Annotated in this window: 19 protein-coding genes; 3 read left to right on the forward strand and 16 right to left on the reverse strand. The window is 62.9% G+C overall.

Annotated features, from left to right (window positions below):
- Window positions 1-404 precede the first annotated feature (404 nt).
- Window positions 405-3,101, forward strand: a complete 2,697-nt coding sequence (locus KO539_RS21290) for a TonB-dependent receptor (protein WP_219311522.1) — start codon at window positions 405-407, stop codon at window positions 3,099-3,101.
- A 186-nt stretch (window positions 3,102-3,287) separates the two neighbouring features.
- Window positions 3,288-4,256, forward strand: a complete 969-nt coding sequence (locus KO539_RS21295) for an IS1595 family transposase (protein ID WP_219311525.1) — start codon at window positions 3,288-3,290, stop codon at window positions 4,254-4,256.
- 78 nt (window positions 4,257-4,334) lie between these two features.
- Here the strand turns inward: KO539_RS21295 and KO539_RS21300 are convergent, their stop codons facing one another.
- From KO539_RS21300 to KO539_RS21340, 9 genes are all read right to left on the reverse strand, one after another.
- Window positions 4,335-5,375, reverse strand: coding sequence for an AAA family ATPase (locus tag KO539_RS21300; protein WP_219311526.1), 1,041 nt, complete (start codon window positions 5,373-5,375; stop codon window positions 4,335-4,337).
- Complete coding sequence (locus KO539_RS21305; RefSeq protein WP_219311528.1) at window positions 5,372-6,751, reverse strand: capsule biosynthesis protein CapK; 1,380 nt, start codon at window positions 6,749-6,751, stop codon at window positions 5,372-5,374. The genes KO539_RS21300 and KO539_RS21305 overlap by 4 nt, the downstream gene beginning before the upstream one ends.
- The gene (locus tag KO539_RS21310; RefSeq protein WP_219311530.1) at window positions 6,748-7,341 is read right to left on the reverse strand and encodes a hypothetical protein; all 594 of its coding nucleotides are present in this window, start codon (window positions 7,339-7,341) and stop codon (window positions 6,748-6,750) included. The genes KO539_RS21305 and KO539_RS21310 overlap by 4 nt, the downstream gene beginning before the upstream one ends.
- Before the next feature lies 1 nt (window position 7,342).
- On the reverse strand, window positions 7,343-9,106 hold the full coding sequence (locus KO539_RS21315; protein ID WP_219311532.1) for a VWA domain-containing protein: 1,764 nt from the start codon (window positions 9,104-9,106) through the stop codon (window positions 7,343-7,345).
- Entirely contained in the window at window positions 9,103-10,074 is a 972-nt protein-coding gene (locus KO539_RS21320) for a hypothetical protein (protein WP_219311534.1), read from the reverse strand. Before KO539_RS21320 ends, KO539_RS21315 begins: the two co-directional genes overlap by 4 nt.
- Before the next feature lie 9 nt (window positions 10,075-10,083).
- Window positions 10,084-10,551 carry a hypothetical protein gene (locus tag KO539_RS21325; protein ID WP_219311536.1) on the reverse strand — a complete coding sequence of 156 codons (468 nt, stop codon included), beginning with the start codon at window positions 10,549-10,551 and terminating at the stop codon, window positions 10,084-10,086.
- Window positions 10,548-12,128, reverse strand: coding sequence for an AAA family ATPase (locus KO539_RS21330; protein WP_219311538.1), 1,581 nt, complete (start codon window positions 12,126-12,128; stop codon window positions 10,548-10,550). The genes KO539_RS21325 and KO539_RS21330 overlap by 4 nt, the downstream gene beginning before the upstream one ends.
- A gap of 74 nt (window positions 12,129-12,202) precedes the next feature.
- Entirely contained in the window at window positions 12,203-12,808 is a 606-nt protein-coding gene (locus KO539_RS21335; RefSeq protein WP_046683630.1) for a glutathione S-transferase, read from the reverse strand.
- A complete protein-coding gene (locus KO539_RS21340; protein WP_219311540.1) occupies window positions 12,805-13,662 on the reverse strand; it encodes an alpha/beta fold hydrolase in 858 nt (285 codons plus the stop codon). The genes KO539_RS21335 and KO539_RS21340 overlap by 4 nt, the downstream gene beginning before the upstream one ends.
- 99 nt (window positions 13,663-13,761) lie before the next feature.
- Between KO539_RS21340 and KO539_RS21345 the strand changes: the two genes are divergently transcribed.
- Complete coding sequence (locus tag KO539_RS21345; protein ID WP_219311542.1) at window positions 13,762-14,625, forward strand: LysR family transcriptional regulator; 864 nt, start codon at window positions 13,762-13,764, stop codon at window positions 14,623-14,625.
- Window positions 14,626-14,684: 59 nt separating this feature from the next.
- Here KO539_RS21345 and KO539_RS21350 read toward each other — a convergent pair whose 3' ends face one another.
- From KO539_RS21350 to aspT (KO539_RS21380), 7 genes are all read right to left on the reverse strand, one after another.
- Window positions 14,685-15,833, reverse strand: a complete 1,149-nt coding sequence (locus KO539_RS21350) for an ABC transporter permease (protein ID WP_219311544.1) — start codon at window positions 15,831-15,833, stop codon at window positions 14,685-14,687.
- Entirely contained in the window at window positions 15,830-17,011 is a 1,182-nt protein-coding gene (locus KO539_RS21355) for an ABC transporter permease (protein ID WP_219311546.1), read from the reverse strand. Before KO539_RS21355 ends, KO539_RS21350 begins: the two co-directional genes overlap by 4 nt.
- A 6-nt stretch (window positions 17,012-17,017) precedes the next feature.
- Window positions 17,018-17,992: an HlyD family secretion protein gene (locus KO539_RS21360; protein WP_035817531.1), complete on the reverse strand. Its 975-nt coding sequence runs from the start codon at window positions 17,990-17,992 to the stop codon at window positions 17,018-17,020.
- A gap of 2 nt (window positions 17,993-17,994) precedes the next feature.
- Window positions 17,995-19,404, reverse strand: a complete 1,410-nt coding sequence (locus tag KO539_RS21365) for a TolC family protein (RefSeq protein ID WP_257626389.1) — start codon at window positions 19,402-19,404, stop codon at window positions 17,995-17,997.
- A gap of 177 nt (window positions 19,405-19,581) precedes the next feature.
- Window positions 19,582-21,186 carry a bifunctional aspartate transaminase/aspartate 4-decarboxylase gene (locus KO539_RS21370; RefSeq protein WP_219311548.1) on the reverse strand — a complete coding sequence of 535 codons (1,605 nt, stop codon included), beginning with the start codon at window positions 21,184-21,186 and terminating at the stop codon, window positions 19,582-19,584.
- Between the two features lie 46 nt (window positions 21,187-21,232).
- Window positions 21,233-22,921 carry an aspartate-alanine antiporter gene (aspT, locus tag KO539_RS21375; protein ID WP_219311550.1) on the reverse strand — a complete coding sequence of 563 codons (1,689 nt, stop codon included), beginning with the start codon at window positions 22,919-22,921 and terminating at the stop codon, window positions 21,233-21,235.
- 56 nt (window positions 22,922-22,977) lie between these two features.
- Window positions 22,978-24,660 (reverse strand): aspartate-alanine antiporter, encoded by a 1,683-nt coding sequence (gene aspT / locus KO539_RS21380; protein WP_219311552.1) that lies wholly within the window; start codon window positions 24,658-24,660, stop codon window positions 22,978-22,980.
- Window positions 24,661-24,664 lie beyond the last annotated feature (4 nt).

The raw sequence follows: 24,664 nt of genomic DNA on the forward strand, positions 1-24,664 counted from the left end.
GTACGTTCAGCGATAGAATCTTTCCTTAAAGGCAATATCCGGCTGCGCCACGTTCGTGGCAAAAGTACCCGTCAAGAGAAAGGCGCCGCCCTGATTTTTCATCCTTGGGATGCGCCGGTGCGCCTGGTGCCCGGGAAAGTCAAACGAGGAATCCATTAATACAGATAAATATTGCTCAAATACATATTTTTCCGTTGTTTATTGGCAACATTATACAAACCGCATTCAGCCCGTAGTTGTATAGTTAACTTCGCCTTATGGAGAAGACCATCGACAGTCAATCCATGAGCCTGTTGGCAAAAACGAAGCAACAATGATTTCAGCAGCGTGTCGTTAACTGATACCGCGGGCTTGAATTTTGTTGTTTATTAAAGCAATCAACTATTTACTAGGGCTCGGAGAATATGATTTTTCAAGAAAAAAAGAGCGTTCATGCGGTGAAAATCGCACTGAGCGTCATGGCCGGAAGCATTTTCATCGTCAGTCAGGCGCAAGCGCAGCAAACCGACGTCGCCAACGATAAAATCCAGCGCGTCGTCGTTACCGGTTCCAATATTTCGCGCGTCGATATGGAAGGCCCTACGCCAATCGAGGTCGTCAAGCGTGCCGACATCGCCAAGTCCGGCGCCTCCACCGTGATCGAATTGTTAAGCAAACTGCCGTCGATTTCCGTCTCCCTCGACGGCAACAGTAGTTCCACCTTCGCCTCTGGCGCCTCCTCGGCCGCCTTGCGTGGTCTGGACTCCAAGTACACGCTGATTTTGTTGAATGGCCGCCGCCTGGCCAACTACGGCTTCGCGATCGGCGCGGAGAATTCTTTCGTTGACTTGAACAGCCTGCCTTTGTCGGCCATCGAGTCGGTGGAAATCCTGCGTGATGGCGCTTCGGCCATTTATGGCTCCGACGCCGTCGCTGGCGTAATCAACTTCAAGACCCGCACCAACTACCAGGGCGTAGAAGGTACCGCCAACATCGGCGCCAACCAGAAGGGCGACGGCCAGACCGGCAACGTCAGCCTGACCTCAGGCTGGGGCGATCTGGAGCAAGATGGGCGCAACTTGCTGTTGACGCTGGACTTGTATCGCCGCAATCCGCTCGTTTCGAACAAGCATTCGAACCTGGCGGCGCACGATTTCCGCAAGTTCGGCGGCTCCGACAACCGCAGGACCAACGAGTACATGGGCTGGATCCGCAACCAGAGCAGTGGCGACAAGGGTTATGTGATCCCCGGTTGCCAGGGCACGGTGGGCGTCTCCAGCACCGGCGACAATGTCTGCTTCACCAATCCGGCTTCGAACCTGACGCCGAGGCAGGAACGCGCCGGTATTTCCACCATTTTCACGCAGCGCCTCAACAGCAGCGACGAATTGTTCGTGGAAGCCGCCTACACCCAGAACTCGTCTACCTTTATCGGAAATCCCCCCAACTTCAGCAGCGCCAACTACAGGACGGCCGGCTCGACCAACCCCGGTCTGGCAACGCTGCCGGACGGCAGCGATGGCAGCGTGAACGGCTTCATGCCTGGCGATCTGGTGCAGGTTTTCCGCAGCGTCTACGAGGCCGGCAACCGGACCTCGAAGGTAACGAGCAAAACCGCACGCGTGGTCGGCGGCTGGCGCGGTACGCTGGGCAAATGGGATAGCGAAGGCGCAATCAGCCTGAACCAGAACAAACTGAGCGACGACGCCGACAAGCAATCGCTGCTGGACAAGTCCACTGCGGCCTTGCAAGCGGGCTTGCTGGGCAAAGCGGGTGGCTACGATCCCTTTGTCCTGAATAATCCGGAAAGCGCCTACTTGCCTTTCTTGACAACAACTTCGCACCGCTCTACCTCCAAGCTGAGCAGTGCCGAATGGAAGATGAGCACGCCTGAATTGTTCTCGCTGGCCGGCGAACCCGTTGGCTTCGCCTGGGGCCTGCAAGGCAGCCACGAGTCGATCGACGACGTCGCCGATCCACAGATGACAGCGGGCAACATCGTCAACTTTGGCGCAACCAGCAGCAAGGCCAGCCGCACGGTGTATTCCATCTACGGCGAGTTGAACGTACCGATCGCCAAGCAAGTGGAAATGCAATTGGCGCTGCGCGGCGACCATTACAGCGATTTCGGCAATTCCTACAACCCGAAAGTGGCACTCGCATGGCGTCCGAACAAGCAAGTGATGTTGCGCGGTTCGGCCACGACCTCGTTCAAGGCGCCGACCTTGCCGGAGATCGCCTCGACCACCACTGCCTACTCCACCGTGGCCGACTGGGCGCGTTGCGGGCCCTTGGGTTACACGGGCGTGCAATGCTCCTACAGCCCCAAGGTTTACCTGTCCGGCAATCCTGATCTGAAGGCGGAAAAAGCGAAGAACTTCTCCCTGGGTATCGTCCTGCAGCCGATCAAGGACCTGTCGGCATCGCTGGATTGGTATAGCGTGCGTCAAAAGGACACGATCCAGACCCTGGATGCGCAATACGTGCTCGATCATGAAGATACGATCCCAGGCTTCGCCGCACTGATCGGCCGCGATCCGCGCAATCCCGCGCTGGAAGCGGCAAATCCCGGTTTGAACAAGGGCCGTATCAAGGACATGACACTGCCTTTCCAAAACGTTGGCAAGACGAATGTCGCAGGCCTGGATCTGGATGTGAAGTACTCATTCAAAGTGGGTGAATACGGCACCGTGAAACTGCGCGAGTCCAATAGCTACAATTTGAAGTACGAGCAAAGCATCGCGCCGGGCAGCGAGCCGACCGATCGCCTGGACGGCATTAACCATCCAAAATGGTCAAACACGCTGCGTATCGGCTTCGAGCGCAACGACAAGGAAGTGGCCCTGACCGCCCGTACCCGCTCCAGCACGAAAAATATTGACGATCCGACGAAACTGCAGGACGCCGCCATTACCAACAAGCGTATTGGCGCGTTCACGGCATGGGACATGAATGTCAACTTCAAGCCCGTCAAAGACCTGGATGTGAGTTTCGGCGTCAACAATATGTTCGATAAAGGTACCGTGTACGCGAACAGTGCGTATGTCGATACCTACGTCAATGCGATGAACGATATCGTCGGCCGTTATATTTACTTGAACGCACGCTACAAGTTTAAATAATCGCTGATTGCACATGGCAGTCCCCGGACTGCCATCGCTGACAATCCTCGCCTGCGGGCAAATGCCGTTCAGTCTAGACTGGACGGCATTTTTTTTTGGCTCTGTCATCGATAAATAGGGGATCTGCCTGAATCTTTCCTTGGCTGGGCTGTCTGACACTGCATACCCACCATGCAGGAGCCGATCATGCAGCCAGCCGAATGGATACGCTTTATCGCGCAGTTTGCGCAGTTGAACCGACGCCAGCGGCAGGCAGGAATAGCCTTGCTGTATGGCAATGGCCCACACGATGTGACCGTCACGCTGCTTGAAAACGCTACGCAAGCACGCCTGGGCTGTCCCGCCTGCCAATCGTGTCACCTGCACCGGCATGGCCATGCGCACGGCCTGCAGCGCTACCGCTGTGTATCCTGTGGGCGCACATTCAATGCCTTGACGGGCACGCCGCTGGCGCACTTGCGCCATAAATCGCTGTGGCTCGACTATGCGGATTGCCTGCTTGATTCCAGGTCGGTACGCCAGGCCGCTCAGCAGTTGGGACTGCACCGCAACACCACGTTTCGCTGGCGACACCGTTTTCTCAGCGTAGCAAAGACGGACCGGCCGCATTGTCTGCATGGCATTGCCGAGGCCGATGAACTCTACGTGCTGGAATCCGAAAAGGGATCCAGGCAGATGACGCGTCCGGCGCGCCGCCGTGGCGGCCATGCCCATCAGCGCGGCATTTCCAATGAACAGGTTTGCATCCTGGTGGCGCGCGACCGTACGGGCCAGACCCTCGATTTCGTCACGGGCAAAGGGGCGTTGACGAAGGCACAGCTGCATCATTCCCTGTTACCCGTTATCGACAAGGACGTGCTGCTGGTGACCGACGGTCATGCCGCCTATCTGGCTTTTGCGAGGGAAGCGGGCATCAGCCACCGAGCAGTCAACTTGCGCGCTGGCATCCGTGTGCGAGGGGCCGCCCACGTGCAGAACGTCAATGCCTATCACAGCCGCTTGCGCGCATGGCTACGGCCCTTTCACGGCGTGGCGACGCGCTACCTGCCGAACTACCTGGGCTGGCGCTGGATACTCGACGCCAGGCGCATCCGTTCATCGGAAACGTTATTGAAAGCAACGTTGGGCGCATTCCCACACTTGACGGTGACATAGCCTTTTTTTGCCGTGGCGCAGCGACATCCGACATCACCGCGCACGCCAGCAACGTTGTCGGATTACGGCCGTTCGGACCTAATCCACCCCACGCACGAGCAACCGCGCCACCTGCCGGACCCTGTCATCTACCGAACCTGACACATCGACAAAATCGATCCCGCGCCGCGCCAGTTCGTCCTGATACCACGCATGCTGGCGCGCGCGGAAATCCTCGTCGCGGCGCGTGCCATCCTGGATGAACGGGAAGTCGGGGGCGCACAGCAGCACCAGGTCGTAGCCGTGTTCGGCCAGCTGCGCCAGTTCCTGCTCGGCCTTGCCGAACATCTCGACGCAGTAGAAATACGTGGTCATGGGCGAGGTGTCGCAAAACAGCCAGCGCCGCGCCGCCAACAGCGCCTGCGCTTCGCGGCGCAGCTGCTCCCGGCCGATCTTGAGCAGATCGTCATAAACCAAAATACCATCCTGGCTTTCCCACAGTTCGCGCCCATATTCAGCCACCCAGGCCGTCTCGAAATGCGCCGCCAACGCGGCCGCCAGGGTCGTCTTGCCGCTCGATTCGCCACCAAGCACGCACACGCGCGTGACAAAATCGGCGCGCACGATGGGCGACAGGAAGGCGCCGTGCGCATGCGGGTCTTGCCGCGCCACGGTACCGGACACGGGCACCACGGTTCTCGACTGATCCACGCTCACGTGCGCCACCGTGCCCCGCGCATAATGCTGCTGCAGCACTTGCGCAAAGCCAGGGCCGTAATCTTCGCTGGTGAAGACGGCATCGACGGGCAGCTCCAGCACCGTCCAGCACAGCCAGCCCATGAAGTGGCGATGCAGCTCGCCATCGTCGTCATTGTGCGGCAGCGCGCGCGCCGCCACGCCGCGCGCGGCGCACAGGGCGGCCAGGCGCGCATCGTCCAGCACGACGATGTACGCCTGCGGGAACTGCGCGCGCAGCCAGCCTTCCCGGCGCGCCGGCTCGTAGCCCGAAAATTCAGGCCTGGTGTAGCTGACCACCAGCAGTTCTTCGCTGGCGTCTTGCGCACGGTTGATCAACAGTTCGTGGCCCTGGTGCAGCGGGCAAAATTTGCCGACCACGAGGCCGCGTTTATATAGGTTCATGCCACTGCTTCCTGCAAATCCGAGGTGTATTGAATGATCTTGTCTTCCGCCAGCAAAGTCTCAACCGCGATGGCGCCGAAAAAAGGCGCGAGCAAGGCGCGCGCCTGGTCGGCCTGCGGCATGGCGCCCGGCGCCAGACGCAGCGCGATGGTGCCGTCGCCATGCTGGTGCACGCCGAACAGGGCGATGGCCAGCGGTTTCAGGGCGTGCGTGATGTCGATATTGTTGATCCACTCGCCCTTGACCGTGCGATAGCGCAAGGGGCTGCGGCCGGCCAGCCCCACCAGCACGGGACCGTGCGGGCCATGCGCCAGCGAAGCATAATCGCCCGTGCGGTAGCGCACCAGGGGCAGGCAAAAGTTAAAACCGCCCGTCACCGTGATTTCGCCGCGTACGCCATCGGGCACGGGCTGGCCTGCACCATCGAGGATTTCCACGTATAGCCGGTGCTGCAGCAGCACGTGACCACCCGCCCGTTCATCGTAGACGGCGACGGGCCCCATTTCATTGAGCGAATAGACGTCGAGCACGGGACAGCCGAAGTGCGCTTCCAGGCGCGCGCGCATGCCCGGCAACAGCATCATCGACACGGACATCAATGCGGCCGGCTTGTGCGCCATGGGCAAGGTCAGCAACTCGGCAAACGAGATGGGGTCGCCCGCGATGAGCTCCGGCGCCATGGCATCGAGGTAGCGCGCGCGGTCCTCCGGGTCGCGCCAGTCGTCCACGTGCAGGTTGATCTTCGCCAGGCCCGATTCGTTCATCGTCGGCGTGACGGAGACATAGGTGAAGCAGCGGCGCTGGTGCCCCAGCAGCATCACCCCCACCTGGCCCGCGCCATGGCGCAGAGTCACGCCGAAACGGCGCAGCGCGCGCTTGTGGAAGGCCAGGTAACGGCCCGCCACCAGCGGGTGCGAGGCGATCAGCAGCGGGTGGCCCGTGGTGCCCGTCGTCTGGAAATTGATCATGCGCGCCAGGTCCGCATCGTCAGGCACGAAGGCGGCGATGTCGTGCGCCAGTTCGGCGCGGCTGATGGGCGCCACGTCCGCAAGGCGAGAAGGCGGCGAGCCGCAGGCGCGGTAATGCGGCACGGTGGCGTAGGCCGTCCTGAGAAAACCGGACAGCCAGGGCGGCGGCGCGTCTGTGCTCCAGCCTATCTCCGCCTGCATGACTTCCTGCTCGTAGGCGCGCAGTGATTCGACCTCCGCTGCCAGCAGCTTGTTGCCGCTGCGGTTGCGGTACACGGGGGCGCTAGGATGGCTACGCAAGTGCGCCAGCATGTGCGCGCCCGCCGGCGTCAGGGTGGGACAGTAGTCGCGGTCCGATTCCCAGGCGCCACCCGGCAGATTGACGTCAGGTTTGCCAGCGAGCGTCATTCGCGCGACCACTTGTCGGCCGATTCCTCAGCCGCCTTTTTTGCCAGCGCTTCGCGGATTTCACGCGCGCGCTGTTCCGCCAACCGGCTCGCTTCGAGCAGGCGGCGGCGTTCCGTGCCGCTGATGGCGGACAAGCGATCCGTGGCCTGCGCCACGCTTTCGTCGCGGGGCCGAAAGCCCAGGCGCGCCAGCACGATGCGCGCCAGTTCCTCGCGCCGCTCGGGGTCTTGCGTGAACTGGTGGGCCGGCGTGGCAGCGGCCAGTTCGCGCGCCGCCTCGCCCAGCAACTGCAATAAATCGTGCTGCGGCAACTGCTGTCCGATGAACCACTCGTCGGCCAGCAGCCAGCACACGATCATGGCCAGCGCCAGCCGGTTGCGGTCCGCCTTCACCTGCGCGCCGATAAAACCCTGCAGGGACGCGGCCGGCGCGCGGGCGCCGTGCAGCAGCAAAATGTCGTTGACGAGCGCGGCAACGGCCACGGCCTGCGCATTGGCGACGCCGGCGATGCGGGGCTCGGCCAGGAATTCGACGGGCGTGTCGGCCAGGCGGTGGGTTAATATTTCGAGGTGGGGACCGGGAGTCTGCATGTCATTGTTGTATATAGTGGCGCCGGCTGAACGCCCGCGCAAAGTCCAGCAAGTCCTCGTAGCGCTCGACGGCGTGGATATCCCAGCCCTGCTCGCGGCGCGCGCGCTTCAAATCGTCGTAGGTTTTCTGCAGCCACGTGTGGCTGGCCGCGCCCTCCCAGTCGCGCTCCAGGTTCAGGGCCATGGTGCCGCCCGCGCCCCCCTGCGCCAGCGCCTTGCCGGAAATATCCCAGCCGCTGTTGCCCAGTTCATCCTTGTCGAACATGGTGGTGATGCCATCATCGGAAATCATCAAAATGTGCGCGGGCCGCTCGCGCTTTGCCGCATAGGTCTGGCGCAGGCGGTGGATGGGGAAACAGGTGCCGCCGCCGAAAAATTCCGTCAGCACGCCCAGGATCATGTCTTCATCGCGCACGAAACCCGGCGTTTGCATCACTTCGTTCTTGCCGCTCCACAGGGTCACCTGCACTTTCGCCCCTGCCCGCAAGGCGCACAAGGCGATGACGGCGCCAGCCAGTGTCAAAAACGAGGTGTGCGCCTGCGGGTTCGGCATGGAGCCGGAACTGTCCACGTACATATCGAGATCGACGGGCACGGCGTCGATGGCGCGCGCCGGTTCGCGGCCGTACACGCGGCGCACGGTGGTCACACCAGGCACGGGGCGCGGCGACTGCATCACGGATTGCAGCCAGTCGATGTCTTCCAGAGGGTCGCCGATTTCCCACGGTTCCAGCCCTTCCATCTGCGGCTCCTGCGATTCGGGTGCAGGACGGCTGGGGAAGGCCACCAGGTGCGGCAAGGCCCGCTCGCGGTAATAGCGGATGGCGATTTCATGGTCGCTCAGGTCCACGCCCGACGCCTTTAGAATGTCGCCCAGCTCGAACGGTTCGCGCAGCTGGCCGGCGCCCTGCCTGGCCGGCGCCTCGGCTGGCGGTTCTTCACCATCAAGGCCCGAGATGCGCTTGTCGTGCACGGGATGGATGGCACCGTCCTCCTCGTCATCCTCGATCTGCTGCGCGCCATACGTCTGGCAGCCACGGGCCGCGTCGCGCGTGTCGAGCAGATAGCGGCTCGGGCTCAATGCATCCGTGTCTTCCACCAGGTAAGGCAGCAGCAAGGTGGCGAAGCGGCCCGCCGCCAGCATCCAGTCATTCGCGTAGACGCGGATCAGGCGCGCACCGAGCCAGGCATCCGTGTCCAGGCGTTCATCGGCCTGGCCGCCGCCAAGCTCTCCCTTTTCCAGCTGCCACAGGTTTTCATAGATGCGCATGTACAAGGTCCATACACCGCCGCTGGCCTTGGCTTCCACAGTTCGTCCCTGCTCCAGCTTGCGGTAGATGTCGGCCATGCGCAGATTCGCCTGGCGCTGCAAGCGGTCGTTGATGAACAGGTCCGTGTACAGATTGGCCACCATGGGCGCGTGCTGTTCCAGGGTGGGCAAGGCGCGGCGCATGCGCGCCAGCAGGCGGAACTGGTCGCTGGCGCTGCCGGGCGCCAGGATATGGTGGCCGATTTCATGGGCGAGCACTTCCAGCGCGTAGTCTTGCAGACCCAGCTCCGTCACCAGCGGCAAGTCCACCACCACGCTCTGGTCCAGCAAGCGGATCATGGCGAAGCTGCCGGACAAGCCCTGCTTGCTGGCCTCGACGCGGCTGGCGCACAGGTTCGGGTCGCGCAGGCGCGTAAATTTGCTCCACACGGCCAGGGCCTCGGGCCAGGCGGCGCGCCAAGCGTCGATCAGGGCGGTGTCGGCGGTCGTCTTCATGCGAGCGGCAGCAGGCGGATCGCGTGCGTCCACGGCGACGTGATGGCCAGCGTATGCGCATTCGCGGCAAGCGCGATGTCGCCGGCTGGCAGGTCGAGCGCGATACTGCGCGCGCCGACATGCACGGTGGCCCCATCGAGGCGCACGGATGATGGCATGCCGGTATTGGCCTGTTCATACTCCTGCGCCGTGGCGCTGTGCAGCACGGCGCCATAGGCGTCGGCCACCAGCAGGTAGTGGCGCTCGGCGCTGTGCACGACAAAACCGTCGTTTGTCGCGCGCACTTGCGGCGGCGTGCCGAAAGCGCCACCGAGGCCGCTGAAGCTGCCGAACTCCCGGCCATCGGCATTGCCCCGCCATGGATTCGCCATGAGCTGCGCATGCATCTGCGGCCATTGCGCGCCCAGTTCGTCAAAGGCGGCCAGCGCCAGCGCTGGCGGCAAGGTGTCGGCGGCGGCCAGCGCGCCCTGGCGGAAATGTGCGACGCCGGCGCGCCAGGCCAGCACCTGGCCCACGGCGCGCAGCTGCGCGACGCTGCCCACTTGCGGCGCCATGGCAGCCAGCTCGCGCTGCCATTGCGCGGGACGCGCACCCGCCACAGAGGCGATGTGGATGGCCGCGTTGCTGAGCATGCCCAACACGTCGACGGGGGCCGTCGCCAGCAGCGGTGCAAACTGCGGCGCCACTTCTCGCCACACGGTATTCAAGAACGGATTTTTTGCAGCCGGTCCGGCCAGGCCATGGCCCACCAGTTCCAGGGCCATGTCGTAGGCGGCCAGGGTCACGCCGCCCACGCGCTCGGGTGCGGCAGCGGTCACGGCCAGCACCAGTGGATCGACGCCGTCGTGCAAGAAGGCGCCGAAGGCAGCCATGTCGAGCGAGGGAAAGCGCCGGCGCGCTTCCACAGCGCGCGCATTGAACTGGGCGCGGCCGCTGGCAAGTATCGAGGCGAAGGCAGGAGAAATCATCGCAGCCTTTCAGTCGCTGTGCGAAAAGTGCAGCAGATAGCGTTCGCCATCGCGCTCGAATGCGATCTCGTCCCAGTGGATCGCGTACCACATTGGTGGCGTCATCGTCACGGCGTGCAGGGAAAATCCACCGAGCGCGTCGTCGAGCGATTCCAGGAAGGCGGCCACCAGCTGCGCCCGAAAACGCCCGGCAGGCGCCGCCTGCATGTGCTGCGACGAGAAAAACCAGCGCTGGCAGACTTGTTCCAGCTGCGCGCGTCCGCACGGCGCCGCACTAATGTGCCACAGCGGCGCCGGCAAGTCGCGCGCGGGTGCGATGACGTTCAAGGCGTAATCTTCCATGCGCAAGCCCAGCGCCGTCGTCACATCGGGCGCATCGGGCAGGCGCTGCAATTCGTAACTGGCGCACAGGTCGCTCGCTTCACTATTCAGTAGCGCCAGCGCTTCCAGGAAGCCTTGACAGCGAAGGACGCTCATTGCGAACGCAGCCAGCTGCGGTAGTTGGTATAGCGCTGGTGCAGGTATTTGAGTTTCAACAGATCGTCGTACAAGGGACCGTACAATTTTCTCCCTTTCGTGCGTTCGCCGATCAGCTTTTCGATGCGGTTCAAACGCGCCAGGGTTTCGCGCTCGCTGACGCCATCGAGGCCCAGGTCGAATTCGGCCGACAGCACGCCCACCGGGTCGTCGCGGTCCAGGTCCAGGCGGTTGAATTCATCGTTCGACAAATCGAACAAACGGCGCAGCCAGCCCAGTCTGTCACTGCGGTAGGCGGCGTTTTCCGGCAGCGCGAAAAATGGCGCGTCCGGGTCCGGCTGCAGCTTGTTATGCAGGACGAACGGCAGCACCTGGCGCAAGTCTTCCAGCTCCACTTCGCCATTGCCGCGGAAATACGCCATGGCCTTGGCGTAGATCATGAGCGCCATCAGGGTGCGCACGGAGATGCCGTTGAGGGTCTGGCAGCCGAGGTCCTTCAGGCGGTCGCGCCCATTGTCGGCAGCCTGCGCGGCGCCACGATCGGCGCCTGCCAGGCGGGCCGTATCCTTGGTCATGTATTCGAACTGTCCGCCGGCCGTTTCGAACAGCTCGAACTGGCTGGCGAAAAATTCCAGACGGCGGCGCACGGCGTCGGGGATACCCACCTGGCGGATCGCTACGCCGATCTGATCGACCTCGCTTTCCGTGAAGATGATATCGGGCGGCACCAGCTCTTCGGGGCGCACGTTTTCTTCCACGCGCAGCAGCAACTCGTTCAGGAAGCGCGGGTTGAAGGCCAGCGCCTGCACCGTCACGTCGACCCGGTCGCGCAGCGCTTCGATCACCTGGTAGGTACCGCCACCCTGGTCGTCGTTGGCCGTCAGATACCAGGCCGCTTCCGGGCACTCATAAATATGGTTCAGCACTTCCGCGTAATTGTCGCCCATGACGGTGAGCAGCGCGCTTTGCGTGCGCGTGGGGATGCGGTTGTATTCATCGACGATTTTCACGCGCATGCCCAGCCAGGCGCGCCAGGCGATGCGGATATCGTCCATGCTTTGCGCGTTCACCAGATCGGCGGGCAACGGATTGCCGAGCAGGTCGGCCACCGTCATCTGCGGGTGGCCATGCTGCATGGCGCGTTTGACTTCCTTGACGGTGGAACCGGCCAGCACGCCCATCAGCAAGGCGCTGGCCGTCTTGCCCCGCCCCGGTCCGCCGACGAACAGACATTTGCGGCGCGTGGCGAACGTCAGCAGCGGCAGCAAAATGAAGCTCGAATAGCTTTGCGCCGACGGCAGATTCAGGGTGCGGCGGCTGTCGCCCACCGAATACGTCTGCGACGGGCCATCGTTGTATTCGATGTCGTAATGGGGGCTGATGATGGCGTGGTTGACGATCCAGAAATACGCCTGGCGCAGCTTTTCATCGAAAGGCCGCGCTTGCGGCTCGCCTTCCGCTCCCAGCGCGATGGGGCCCTGGTACAGGTCGGCCACGTCGAACTGCCGCGCAACGGGCGCGGACTTGGGTTTGGTGGGGGCCTGGGAAAGGCGCTGGAACAGATTAAAAGACGGCATGGCAATACTCTTCCGTTAAGGAAATGAAATTATTGCACAAGCCGCCTGCAATTACCGGTTCGGATGAAAGCAGATTAGCCCGCCATCGGCGTAGCCAGAAACACCGGCTGCCGCTCGGCCAGCGCCGTCAGCGCGGCCACGGCCGGATAGTCGCCGGCCGCCATCACGTCGGGTACCATCTGCTGAGCAAAACTCCAGGCCACCGCAATAGTGATGCCTGCAATACTCAGGCAGTCCGGCGCCTCTTCGCGCAGTGACGCTTCCAGCTGCCGCCAGGCCCCATGCAACTGCAGCTGGACGCGGTCCAGCCAGGGCTGGTGCTGTTTTTCCTGCGGGCGCAAGCGCCGCTCATAGACGATCTGCACGGCTTTGTCGCAGGCCGCCAAAGCATAGCTGGTCTGGCACAGCGCGCGCAGGCGTGCAGGCTCCGGCTCCGGCCTGATGCGGGGAGCATGCGCTGCCAGTTCTTCCAGATATGCGAGGATCAGGGTCGAGTCCATCAGCACCTGGCCGTCGCCGGTGACCAGGGTCGGCACTTTGACGGCAGGATTGATGGCTTGTACCTGGTCGAAATCGGAAAACACCGACAAGGGCCGGTGTTCATGTTCCAGACCCAGCACTTTCATGCCAATGGCAACGCGCCTGACGTAAGGCGAATCGAGCATTCCGATCAATATCATGGTTTCCTCCTCTCCAGCTGATGAATAAACGCGATCACTTGTGCCGCGACGGCCGCTGGCGCATCTTCCATCAGGAAGTGCCCGGCCTCGTCAAACAGGTGCAAGGTGGCGCCGGGAATATCGCGCTGCAAACGATGACCATAAGCCACCGGCTGCCACTCGTCCTGCCGGCCCCATAATACCTGTACCGGCAAGGTTAACCGCGGCAGTTTTTCGGTAAAGTCCATCGTATGGCAGGCGTTGTAGTGCGCCACCTGATGCTGGTAAAACGAGGGTTGCCCCACCACGCCGCACAGCGGCTCCAGGTAACACCGCAAAAGCTCGCCCTGCATCCTGTCCTTGTGAAAAACGGCCATGCCCAGCTGACGCGCCATCGTGGCGCGATGCTCGCTGGCCGGGGTCAAAACATACCGGGCGAAGTCGTCGCGCAGATGCTTCCAGGTGGGCGATGGCCAGGAATCGTAGCTGGGCGCGTCGGCGATGCTCAGGCTGCGCAGGCGCGCTGCGTGGTCGAACGCCAGGCGCAGCGCAATGGCGCCGCCGATATCGTGACCAAACACATGGGTGGTCGGCAGTTGCCAGTGGTCGAGCAAGGCCGCCAGCAAGGTCACCTGCGCCGCTACCGAGGTATCGGCCTCGACGGGCCGCTCGGATTGCCCAAAGCCCAGCAAGTCATACAGGTGCACGTGGAAACCCGCATCGACGAACAGCGGCACCAGCTCGCGCCAGATAATGCTGTGCGCCGGCGTGCCATGCACCAGCACCAGCGGCGTGCCTGCGCCATGGATGCCGGTGGCGATACGCTGGCCGTGGATCAGGGCGTGGCCATTCAACAGCGGTTCTTGACTCGTCATCAGGTGTCCTTTTGTTTGCAGAACCTGCAGGCTAAGGCTAGACTGAACATGACGCCAGTGACATTCTTTTAACCTTCAATCCAACTTTTGTCATAGTCCATGAATTTACGTCTATCCGTCGACGCCCTGCGTGTATTCAGGGCGGTGGTACAAACCGGCAGCATGAGCCAGGCCGCCAGCCTGCTCCATCTGAGCCAGTCGGCCGTCAGCTGGAAAATCAAGCGGCTGGAGCAGCAGCTCGATTGCCAGCTGCTGGCACGCAGCGGCGGGCTGTTTGGCACGACCGACCAGGGAGCCGTGCTGCTGCGGCATGCGTTCAACATACTCGACGCCCACGATGACGCCGTCGCCCATTTTTCGCCCTCGGCGATGCAAGGCCGGCTGCGCATTGGCGTGACGGAGCAGATTTCATTGGCAGACGTGTGCGCGGTGCTGTCGCAGTTCTCGCATCACCACCCCAAGGTGGACGTGCAGCTGGTGGTGGAGCAAAGCCAGGTATTGCGCGAACGCTTTGCCGACGGCGTGCTCGATGTGATTTTGCACCAGGATTTTGCTGGCAAGACAGCGCCGGGCGACACGCTGTTATGGACAGAAACCCTGCATTGGTGCGCTGCCTCGGCAGAGCAGACTTTGCCGGGAGAGACCGTCAAACTGATCACCTACGGGCCGCACTGCTTTTACCGCCGTCTGGCCGAGGAAAAGCTGGGCCAGGCCGGCATGGCCTGGAGCGTGGGCCTGGAATGCCCATCGGTGGCGGGCATGCTGACCGCGGTTGCCGCCGGCCTGGGCATGGCGGTGGTCAATGCACGCAACCTGAGCCAGGGCGTGCACCGGCACACGGCACTGGAACGGCTGGCCCCGCTGCCCCGCGTCGACTGCCTGCTGCGGGCCAACGACAACCTGCCCGACCCCGCACGTGACGGTTTTTGCCAGTTGCTGCTGGCGGCATTGCAGAAAGCCTGATGGCTCCCGTCGCTAACGATGCGGCAGTTGGGGCTCCAGCTCTTTCCCCGGTTTCATGCTCATCCTTGCTGGACGATGGGCGCTGGCGTCTCGGCGCGCCAGCGCCACCAGCCCAGCACCACGCAGGCCAGCAACAAGGCCAGCAAGCCCGCCACCTCATGGCGGATTTCATACAATGAGGCGCCCATCTGGTTGAGCGCGACAAAGCCCTGGATGCCGGCCGTCGATGGCAGCAGCCAGCGCAGCCATTGCAGCACGACGGGCATGGACGACACGGGCCAGGTCAGGCCCGCGAGGAACAGCACCGGCATCGAGGTGGCGATCATCAGCTGCGTGCCCCGTTCGCGCGTGCGGAACAGCATGCCCAGCAGCATGCCGAAGGCCGCTTCCGCCAGCGAAAACAGCACCAGCAGCAAGAGCATGCCGCCGAAGTTGCCGCCACGCGGGTAATCCTGGAACCAGAAGACAAAACCGAAGAAATAGCAGCAGTTGAGGAAAGCCACACAGGCAAACGCCAGCAGCATGCCGATGTAACCACCCGCCGTGCGCTTGCCGGCCACGGGGAAACTCTTGCGCTGGTACCAGGTGCCAAACAGCATGGTCATGCCGATCAGCAAAGTCTGCTGCACGATCAAGGTCGCCACGCCGGGCACGACATAGGCGCCATAGCCTTCCTTGACGTTAAACAGGGGCACGGCGTCGAAGGCGATGGGCGAGCGCTGCTGGTTGGCTTGCACGGCCGATGGCGTGCCCGCCCCCAGACGTTTCAATTCGATACCGGCCGACACCGTGCCCACCACTTCGGCCAGGCCGTTCAAGGCCACCTTGTTGAGCATCAGATACAAGCCATTGCCCGCCACCTGCGCGTGGGCGGCGCGCCCGGCCAGCACGTCCGTCTGCAAGCCGTCGGGAAGGATCAGCACGCCCATGACTTCGTCGCGCCACAATAAATCTTGCGCGACGGGCAAGTCCGGCGTGACGGCGATCACCTGCAGCGAGGGATGGGCCATGGCAAAGCGCGTCAACTGGCGCGACATGGCGCTGCGGTCCTGGTCGACGACGGCCACGGGCACGCGCTGGACGATTTCCGTCGAGTATGGCAGCGGATAAAAGAAGGAATAAATGATGCCGCCGATGAACAGCAAGGTCAGCGCGCCCTTGTCCGTCAGCATGGCGCGCCAGGTGGCGAGAAATGCCGGCCACATCATGCGCGCCCCCAGGCGGCAGGCGCATTCGCGCGGCGCGCCAGCAGGAAGACGCCCACAGCGCCGCAGCCGATGGCAAAGCCGGCCAGTATCAGCATTTCCTGCACGCCATAACGCCACGGCGCGCCAGCCAGCCAGTATTTCGTTTGCAGCTGCAGATAATGCGTGAGCGGCAAGGCTTGCGCCCAGGCGCGCGCTGGCGCCGGCATGGCCATCAAGGGAAAGGCCTGGCCCGCAAACGCGAACGCCGGCGCCGTGATGAAGGCAGCACCCGACAGGGCCAGACGCAAAGACAGGGTGGCGCCGATCAGCAAGGTCGCCATGCCGCAATAGGCCAGCACCAGCAACAACATGCTCAGTAGTAACGCCGGCAAGCTGCCCGCCACGGCCCAGCCCCGCGCCAGGCTGAAAAACAGCAGGTACAGCAGCGCCAGCGCAACATAAGCAAGCAAGGGAAACAGCAGCTTGGCGCCGATGGCGCGCAGCCAGCTGCCCTTCGCCGAGGCCAGCCATTGCGGCACCGTGCCATCGCGCAACTCGCGTCCGATGGAAGTGACGACGGCGACGACGATGAAAATCTGCAGCATGGCCGGCATCAGGGCCAGGGTCAGGAACGCTTCATAGCTGGTGTTTTCGTTGTATAAACTGTTCAAGGTCGTGCGTATCGGTTCGAACTGGGCGGCAGCCTGCACGCCCGACATGCCCTTTTTCGCCCGCGCCGTCATCTCGATGCCCGCCGACAAGGTCGTGCTGACCGTGCGCACGTCGCGCAGCAAGGCGCCCGCGTGCGAGGAAAACTGCGCGTTGTACAGCCATTGCACGGTGGCTTGGCGGCCACCCAGCAGTTTCTGCTCGAAATCGTCGGGGATCAGCAGGTAGCCGAATGCCGTGCGTTCGCGCAAGCGATGCAAGGCTGCGTCGCTGGACGCCACTTTCGCCGCCACCTTGATGCCGGGCGAGGCGTCGAGCCAGCGCGTCAGCTGGCGCGACAGGGTGGAGTTGTCGTGATCGATGACGACGATGGGCAAGTCGCGCGCGATGCCGGCGGAAAACACCAGCCACAACATGCCGCACAGCACAACCGGAATCCAGCTGAGCATGCCAAAGTCCCAGAAGTCGCCGCGCAAGCGCCGCCACTCGCGTGCCAGCGCCGAAACCGGCTCTTTATCCGCGTCGTTCATCTAGGATCAGAGCGGCGGAAACACGACCGACATGCCCGGACGCAAGCCCTCGACCTTGATGGCGGGACGCAAGCGGATTTCAAACGTGCGCAAATCCGTGCCACCCGGACGGGCCGCGCGCCACGTGGCGAAGTCCGGCAGCACGGCGACCGAACTGACCTTGAAGCTCAGCTGCTGTTTCAGTGCCGGCACATTCGCCGTATGCGTGCTGCCCATGGCAAACGCGGCCATTTCATCTTCGCGCACTTGCAGCACGGCCCAGGCGTCGTCGAGGTTCACCAAGGTAATCACGGGAAAGCCTTGCGGCGCCAGTTCACCGGGCTGTATCTGGATCTTGCTGACCTGCCCCGCCACGGGCGCGGCGATCTTCGTCTCGGCCAAAGCGATCTGCGCTTCCGTCAACACGGCACCCACCTGGCGCGCCTGGGCGGCGGCGGCCGTCTTGTCCTCGGGACGAGCACCCTTTTGCGCCATGTCATATTGCGCGCGGGCAGCCTGCGCCAGCTGGTCGGCGGCGCGCCATTGCGCTTGCGCCTCGTCGCGTTTCTGCTGGGCGATCACGCCCTGCTCGTACATATTATTGACGCGGGTGTACGTGGTCTTGGCGATGGTGGCGCCCGTTTGCGCCCGCTCCCAGTTGGCTTTGGCAGCCGCGACTTCTTCCGGACGCGCCCCCGCTTGCGCCTTTTGCGCCACGGCCTCGGCCGCTTGCGTGGCGGCTGTCGCTTGCGCGATCTTCGCATCCACTTCCGGGCTCGTCAGCTGGAACAGCAGCTCACCTTTCGGCACCGTCTGGCCCAGTTTGACGTACAGCTCGCCCACCCGGCCCGGCACTTTCGACGAGACATTGACTTCCTGCGCATCCATCTGCCCCTGCAAAGGCAGGCGCTGCGGCTGGAACGCCTGGTACAGGCCCCAGCCGACGAAGGCCAGCACGATGACAGCGGCGACTATGGCCAAGGGTTTTTTGGAGGTACTCATTATTATTTGTCCACAGGTAATTGGATATCGGCCGCGGCAGCCAGGCTGCCCAGGCGCTGCGTCTCGCCCGTCGCTTCCAGCAATTGCGCCAGGCCCATCACATAGTTATAGGCCGTCTGCGCGCGCTGGGTCTCGACCTTGGCCAGGTTCAGGCGCGCGTCGACCACTTCCAGCGACGTCACTTGCCCTTGCTGGAAAGCCACCGTTTGCAAGCGGATATTTTCGCGCGCCAGCTCCACCGACGACGCCGTGGACAGGTACTGGATGCGGGCGTTTTCCAGCGCGCGCCAGTTCTTTTCGATCAGGGTGGGAATGTCGCGCTCGGCCTGGCGCGCCACCACTTCCACCCGTTCCTGGTCCAGCTTGGCGGCGGCGATCATCTTGCCCGTATTGATGCGGTGCACGAGCGGTACGGACACGACCAGGCCGATGGCCCAGTTCGAGCGCACGAGCTTTTCATTGCCGCGATTCAAATTGTAGTTACCGATGGCAAAGACGGTGGGCGCGTATTCCTTGCCGTGCAGCTTCAAGGCTTGCTCGGCCTGCACGCGCTTGCTGTCGATCTTCTTCCAGTTCGCATTTTCCCGCATGCCCGTGCTGATGAACGATTGCAAAGTACCCACCGGCAAGCTGTTGACGAATAGCGGCGTGCTGGGCAGCACTTGCGTGTTGACGGCAAGCAAGCGATCAAGCGCCACCTGGGCGATTTCCTCGTCGCTGCGGGCCTGTGCTTCGTCGCTGCGGGCACTGTCGAGGGCCACGTCGGCGCGCAGGCGTTCCGCGCGCGAAATCAGGCCGCCCTTTTCCAGCTTGGCCGCGTCGCGCTGGTGCTGCGTCACGCCAGCCGTCACTTCGGCCCGCACGGCCACCACTCTTTTGGCCAGCAGCAACTGAAAATAACGCTGCGCCACCAGGGTGGCCAGTTGCTCTTCCGCTTCCGTGCGCTCCGCTTGCGCGGCCAGGGTCAGGCTCGATGCGAGTCCCTTGACGGCGTCCAGGCGCCCGCCCGTGTAGATGGGCCACATGCCCAGCAAGCCGAACGACGTCAAATCCGTCACCACTTCGCGGTTCAGGGAATTGGGAATGTGTGGCGTGGGCAAGCCGGGAATCGCCGGCAGCGCGGATTCGATGCCGCCCACCACGCCGGCCAGGCCGCTCGTATCGATACTCAAATCCGTCGACAACCGGCCGCGAAACGCCGTCAAGTCCACGGAAGGACCATCGATATTCGACAAGGCTTCGGCCTTCAGTGTTTTGGCCCGCACGTCGAGCGCGGCGCCCTGCACGGCGCCCGAAGCCTTGGCCGCTTGCTGCAGCGCTTCGTTAAATGTCAACGGTTCCGCCTGGGCGGGCATGGCCGCGCCCAGCGCGCCCGCCAGCAATAATGATAAGTGTCCTTGCAATCTGCCCATGTAGCGTCCAGTCAATGAATGAGGGGAAAGCACGGGGTTGCCATGTTTATACTTTCACAATAACAATTATATCCACGGATGTCCATTCCAGCCTGCACTATTGGTTACTGGAACTGAAACAAAAAAACGGGCGCCTCTTGCGGGGCGCCCGTTGCGCTCAAACCTCTGCCAAGCCAGTTATTTCTTGGCCTTCTTGCCGCCCTTCTCCTTTTCAAACACGGCAAAGAACTCGGACGCCATGTTGCGGATGGCGCGGCCGATGTTGGCGTAGTCGTATTCGTTCAGGTTGGCCAGCGACACGCGGCCGGACGGGTGCGTGGTGCCGAAGCCGCGGCCCGGCAGCAGGATGACGCCCGTTTCCTCGGCCAGGCGGAACAGGGCTTCGTTCGGTTTCAGTTTTTTCAGCAGCCACTGCGAAAACTCCACGCCATGCATCTGCGCGGCCAGGGACTCCATGTCCAGCAGGTGGTAGTAGCGCACGGAATTGGCGTCGTGCACCATTGGCAAGCCCAGCTCGCGATACAGCGCTTCCTTGCGGCGCAGCACAATGCGCTTCATCGACTGTTTGTACTTTTGCTCTTCATCCATCAGCGAGAACAGGGAGAACAAGGTCATCTGCGCCTGCACGGGGGTGGACAGGCCGGCCGTGTGGTTCAGCGCCACCGTGCGGCTGTCGGCCACCAGGCGGTCGATGAATTTCAGCTCGCGTGGCTCCGTGGTGATCGAGTGGTAGCGCGCATCGAGCTGCTTCTTGATGGTTTCAGGCAACTTGGCAATCTTGGCGTCAAGCACATTGTTTTCATGCGTGGCCACCACGCCCATGCGCCAGCCCGTCGCGCCGAAATATTTCGAGAACGAATACACGAGGATGGTGTTGAACGGGCAAATGGCGAACAGCGAGACGAAATTGTCGGCAAAGGTGCCATACACGTCATCGGTCAAAATGATCAGGTCCGGGCGCTTCTTGATGATCTTGGCGATGTATTCCAGGGTCTCGTCATCGATCTTGACGGATGGCGGATTGCTGGGGTTGACGAGGAAGAAAGCTTTGACTTTTGGATCGAGCAGCTTGTCCAGTTCCTTCTTCGTGAATTGCCAGTTGTTCGATTGCGGCGCATCGATGTGCACGGTGTTCAGCTTGTAATCGTTCAGCTGGGGAATTTCAATGTAGGGCGTGAAGATCGGCATGCCCAGGGCGATCGTGTCGCCTTCCTGGATGATGTGGTTCGATTTCAGGCTGGCAAACAGATACGTCATGGCGGCAGTGCCGCCTTCGACGGCGTACATGTCGAAGTTGCCGACGAACGGGTGCTTGCCGATCATTTCGCGGTGGATATACTGGCCGACGATTTTCTCGGACAGGCGCAGCATGCGGTCCGGCACGGGATAGTTGCAGCCAAGGATGGCTTCGCACATCTCGTAGAGGAAATCGCCCGCGCTCAAGCCCAGCTGGTCGCGCACGTACGACACGGCCGCCTCGATGAAATGCACGCCGGGGTTGCCTTCGTGTTTACGCACGAAGATTTCAAAGCGCGCCTCGATGCCGTCGCGCGTGGGGAAACCACCCACGTCGTCCATGTAGACATAGGAACGTTCCGCTTCCGTCATGGCGAACTGGCCAAACTGGAAGAAGCCGTGGCGTGGCGTGGTGGCCAGGAAATTCGGGTTGCCGCGGCCCGCATTGAGCATCAAACGGTTGCTTTGCTTGGCCGTCTGGATCAGCGCATCCTTCAATTCGAATGGGCTCAACAGGGCGAGTTTGCTTGGGTTACTGAAATCCATTTTTTGCTACTCCTTTAGACAGACAATGTGCAGGGTTCTTGCAGACTCAGACGAAGGCCACGATCAGCGGCCCCAGCAAGGTCAGGAAAACGTTGGCCAAGGCATACGTGATGGCAAACGGTACGGTGGGAATCGAGTTTTGCGCCGCGTTCAGCACTTCGCCGAACGCGGGATTGGCGCTGCGCGAGCCGGACAAGGCGCCCGCAAAGATGGCGACGTTGTCATAACGCAAGATGTAACGGCCGATCAGCATGGTCAAAATCATCGGCAGGATGGTCACCACCACGCCGACGCCAAACAGGGTCAGGCCATGTTCGCGCACGGTTTGCACGGCTTGCAGGCCTGACGTGAGGCCGACGACGGCAACGAAGCCGGCCAGGCCCAGGTCTTTCAAGATTTGCACGGCGCCGCTAGGCATGTAGCCAAAGGTCTGGCGCTTGGCGCGGAACCAGCCGAATACCAGGCCCGACAGCAGAACGCCGCCGCCGCTGCCCAGGGTCAGTGGAATCGAACCGATGCGCGCCACCAGCAAGCCCACCAGCAGCCCGACGACGAGGCCGGCGCCCATGTAAACAAAATCCGTCTTGGCGCTTGGCACGATCATGTAACCCACTTCGGCCGCCACGCGCTTGACGTCCTGCTCGGCGCCGTAGATGGTCACCACGTCGCCCGTCTGCACGATGGTTTCCGCCTGCATCGGCAGGATCTTGCCCATGCGGCTCAGTTGCACGACAAAGATGCCGTGCCGCACGCCCGGCGCCGTGGCGCTGCGGATCTCGCCCACCGTCTTGTTGTGGTAAGCCTTGTTGGTCAGCACCATGTCGCGGCGCTGCATCACCAGTTCCATGCCTTCGACGGCCAGCAATTCCTTGCCCAGCTGGGAAGACACGCTGAGCATGGCTTCGCGCCGGCCCACCAGCAGCACGATATCGTCGGCCGCCAGCACCAGGTCCGGACTGACGTCGATGATCTGGCCATTGCGTTTCACGCGCTCGATGGTAATCGCCGTGTTCGGATGGGCGCTTTCGATCTCTTCCACGGAACGCCCTGCACCGGGGCCCACGTCGTAGATGCGGCCGATCAGGTCAGGCGCGGCCGGCGTCTGGCCCGGCCCCAGCACCTGCACGCCCGCCTGCAGCGCCGTTTCCGCCTTGATCGCGTCTTCGCGGATGGTGCGTCCCATGAGCTTTGGCAAGATGTTGACGCAGACGATGATGGCGCCAAACGAGCCGAACACATAGGTGACGGCATAGCCGACGGCCACGTTGCCCTGCAGGCGCGCCACTTCCTCGGCCGCCAGGCCCAGCTTGGTGATCGCGTCGCCGGCCGTGCCGATGATGGCCGACTGCGTCAAGCCGCCCGCCGCCACGCCAGCCGCCAGGCCCTTGTCCAGGCCAAAGAGTCTGGCCAGGATGACCACCGTCAGCAGCGACGTCACGGCCAGCACGACGGCCAGAATGATTTCACGCACCGACTGGCGCCCCAGCGAATTGAAAAATTGCGGTCCGCTTTCATAGCCGACCGCGTAAATGAACAGGGCGAACAGCACCGACTTGACGCCAGGATCGATGGCGACGCCTACCTGGCTGACGAGTACCGCCACCAGCAATGAACCGGCTACCCCGCCCAGCTGAAACGAGCCGAACTTGATCTTGCCGATGTAATAACCCGCTGCCAGGGAGAGAAACAAGGCAATTTCAGGCGACTTCTTGAATAACTCATGCAACCATTCCATGCGGACCGCCTTTCATGTTGAAGGAATTCTTTACTGCTTGTGCTCTTGCTGATTACTTATGCGTGCACCGACCCGGCCAGGGCCACGATGAGCGGCCCCAAGAGGGGCAGCACCACGTTCGAGATCGCATACGTGATCGTGTAGCCCAGCAAGGGCGTGGAATTGCCGGCCGCGTTCTGCACGGCGGACAGGGCCGGCGTGCTGCACTGCTGGCCGGCGATGGCGCCCAGCAGCACGGGCGCTTCCAGCTTGAGGAAAAAGTGCCCCACCAGCAGGGACAGCGAGGCGGGGACGACGGCGATCAACACGCCCATCAGCGGCAGCGACAGCCCGTATTGACGGATCAGATCGATCGCCTGCGGCCCCGACGCCAGGCCCACGCAGGCGATGAAGGTGGCCAGGCCGATATCTTTCATCATGTCGAGCGCGCTCGGGTGGATGCCCGGCATGCCCGGTTTTCTCGCCTGGTACCAGCCGAACACGAGGCCCGTCAGCAAAGCGCCGCCACCCGTGCCCAGCGAAAACGGGATGCCGCCCAGCTTGGCACTGAAACCGCCGATATACACGCCCAGCACGATGCCGATACTGGCGTAGACGATATTGCTGCGGTCGCCCGCGGGCACGCGCTTGCCGATGGCGGCCAGCGCCGTGTTCAGCTCGCGCCCTTCCGTCGTGCCGTACAGGCGCAGCACGTCGTCGCGCTGCAGGGACAGATCGGGCAGCGGCGGCATGCTGTGCTCGCCACGCACGACGGCCGCCACATGCACGCCGGAAGGCAAGGCCAGCTGGCGCAGGGGCTGGCCCACGAGGGCCGCCTGCTGCAGCACCACTTCGACGGCCGAGACGGCCATGTTCAAGCCCGTCGTATCGGCAAATTCTTCGCCCAGGATGGCTTCGGCCGCCACCAGCGCGGGACGGTGGCCGATCACCAGCACTTCATCGTTGTTGCGCAGGCGCAGTGCCGGTTCCAGGTCCAGCACCTTGCCGTGCCGGCGCACGCGCGTGATGCTGGCGCGGCCCGCAAAAATATGCTGCAAGGCATCGAGACGGCGTCCCGCGCCACGGCTGATGCGGTAGGCGCGGCCCACCATGTCCGGCGTGGCCTGCGCCCCGTCGCCATCGGTCTGCGCGCCGCCCATCTTTTCCCACAGCTTGTCGGCTTCCTCGCGCAGGTTGACGCGCAGCAGGAGCGGAAAAATCTGGCTGGTGGCGATGACGATGGCGATCAGGCCGAAGATATACGTGATGGAATACGCGGTGACGACGTTGGCTTGCAGCTCGGCGATGCGGGCGGCCGGCAGCGCCAGCTTCGAGATGGCGTCCGTGGCTGTGCCGACGACGGCCGATTCCGTCGCCGCGCCCGCCATCATGCCGGCCGCCGTGCCCTGGTCCAGGCCGAGGAAACGCGTGGCCAGCAGCACCAGCGCCAGCACCACCACCACTTCGATCAGGCACAGCAAACCCAGGCGCAAGCCCTTGGCGTTGAGGTTGGCAAAGAACTGGGGACCGCCCGCATAGCCGAGGGCAAAGATGAACAGCATGAAAAAGACGTTCTTGACGCTGGCGTCCAAGGTGATGCCCAGCTGGCCGATCAGCAGCGCGGCGATCAGGGTGCCGCACACACCGCCCAGCTGGATGGGGCCGAAGCGTATCTGCCCTACCGCGTAACCGAGCGCCAGCGCCAGGAACAGGGCCAGTTCCGGCACCTGGTGCAATACCGACGTGATCGACTCGAGCATGGGT

It is taken from the genome of Janthinobacterium sp. NKUCC06_STL (assembly GCF_019345455.1).
Classification (GTDB): domain Bacteria; phylum Pseudomonadota; class Gammaproteobacteria; order Burkholderiales; family Burkholderiaceae_D; genus Janthinobacterium; species Janthinobacterium rivuli.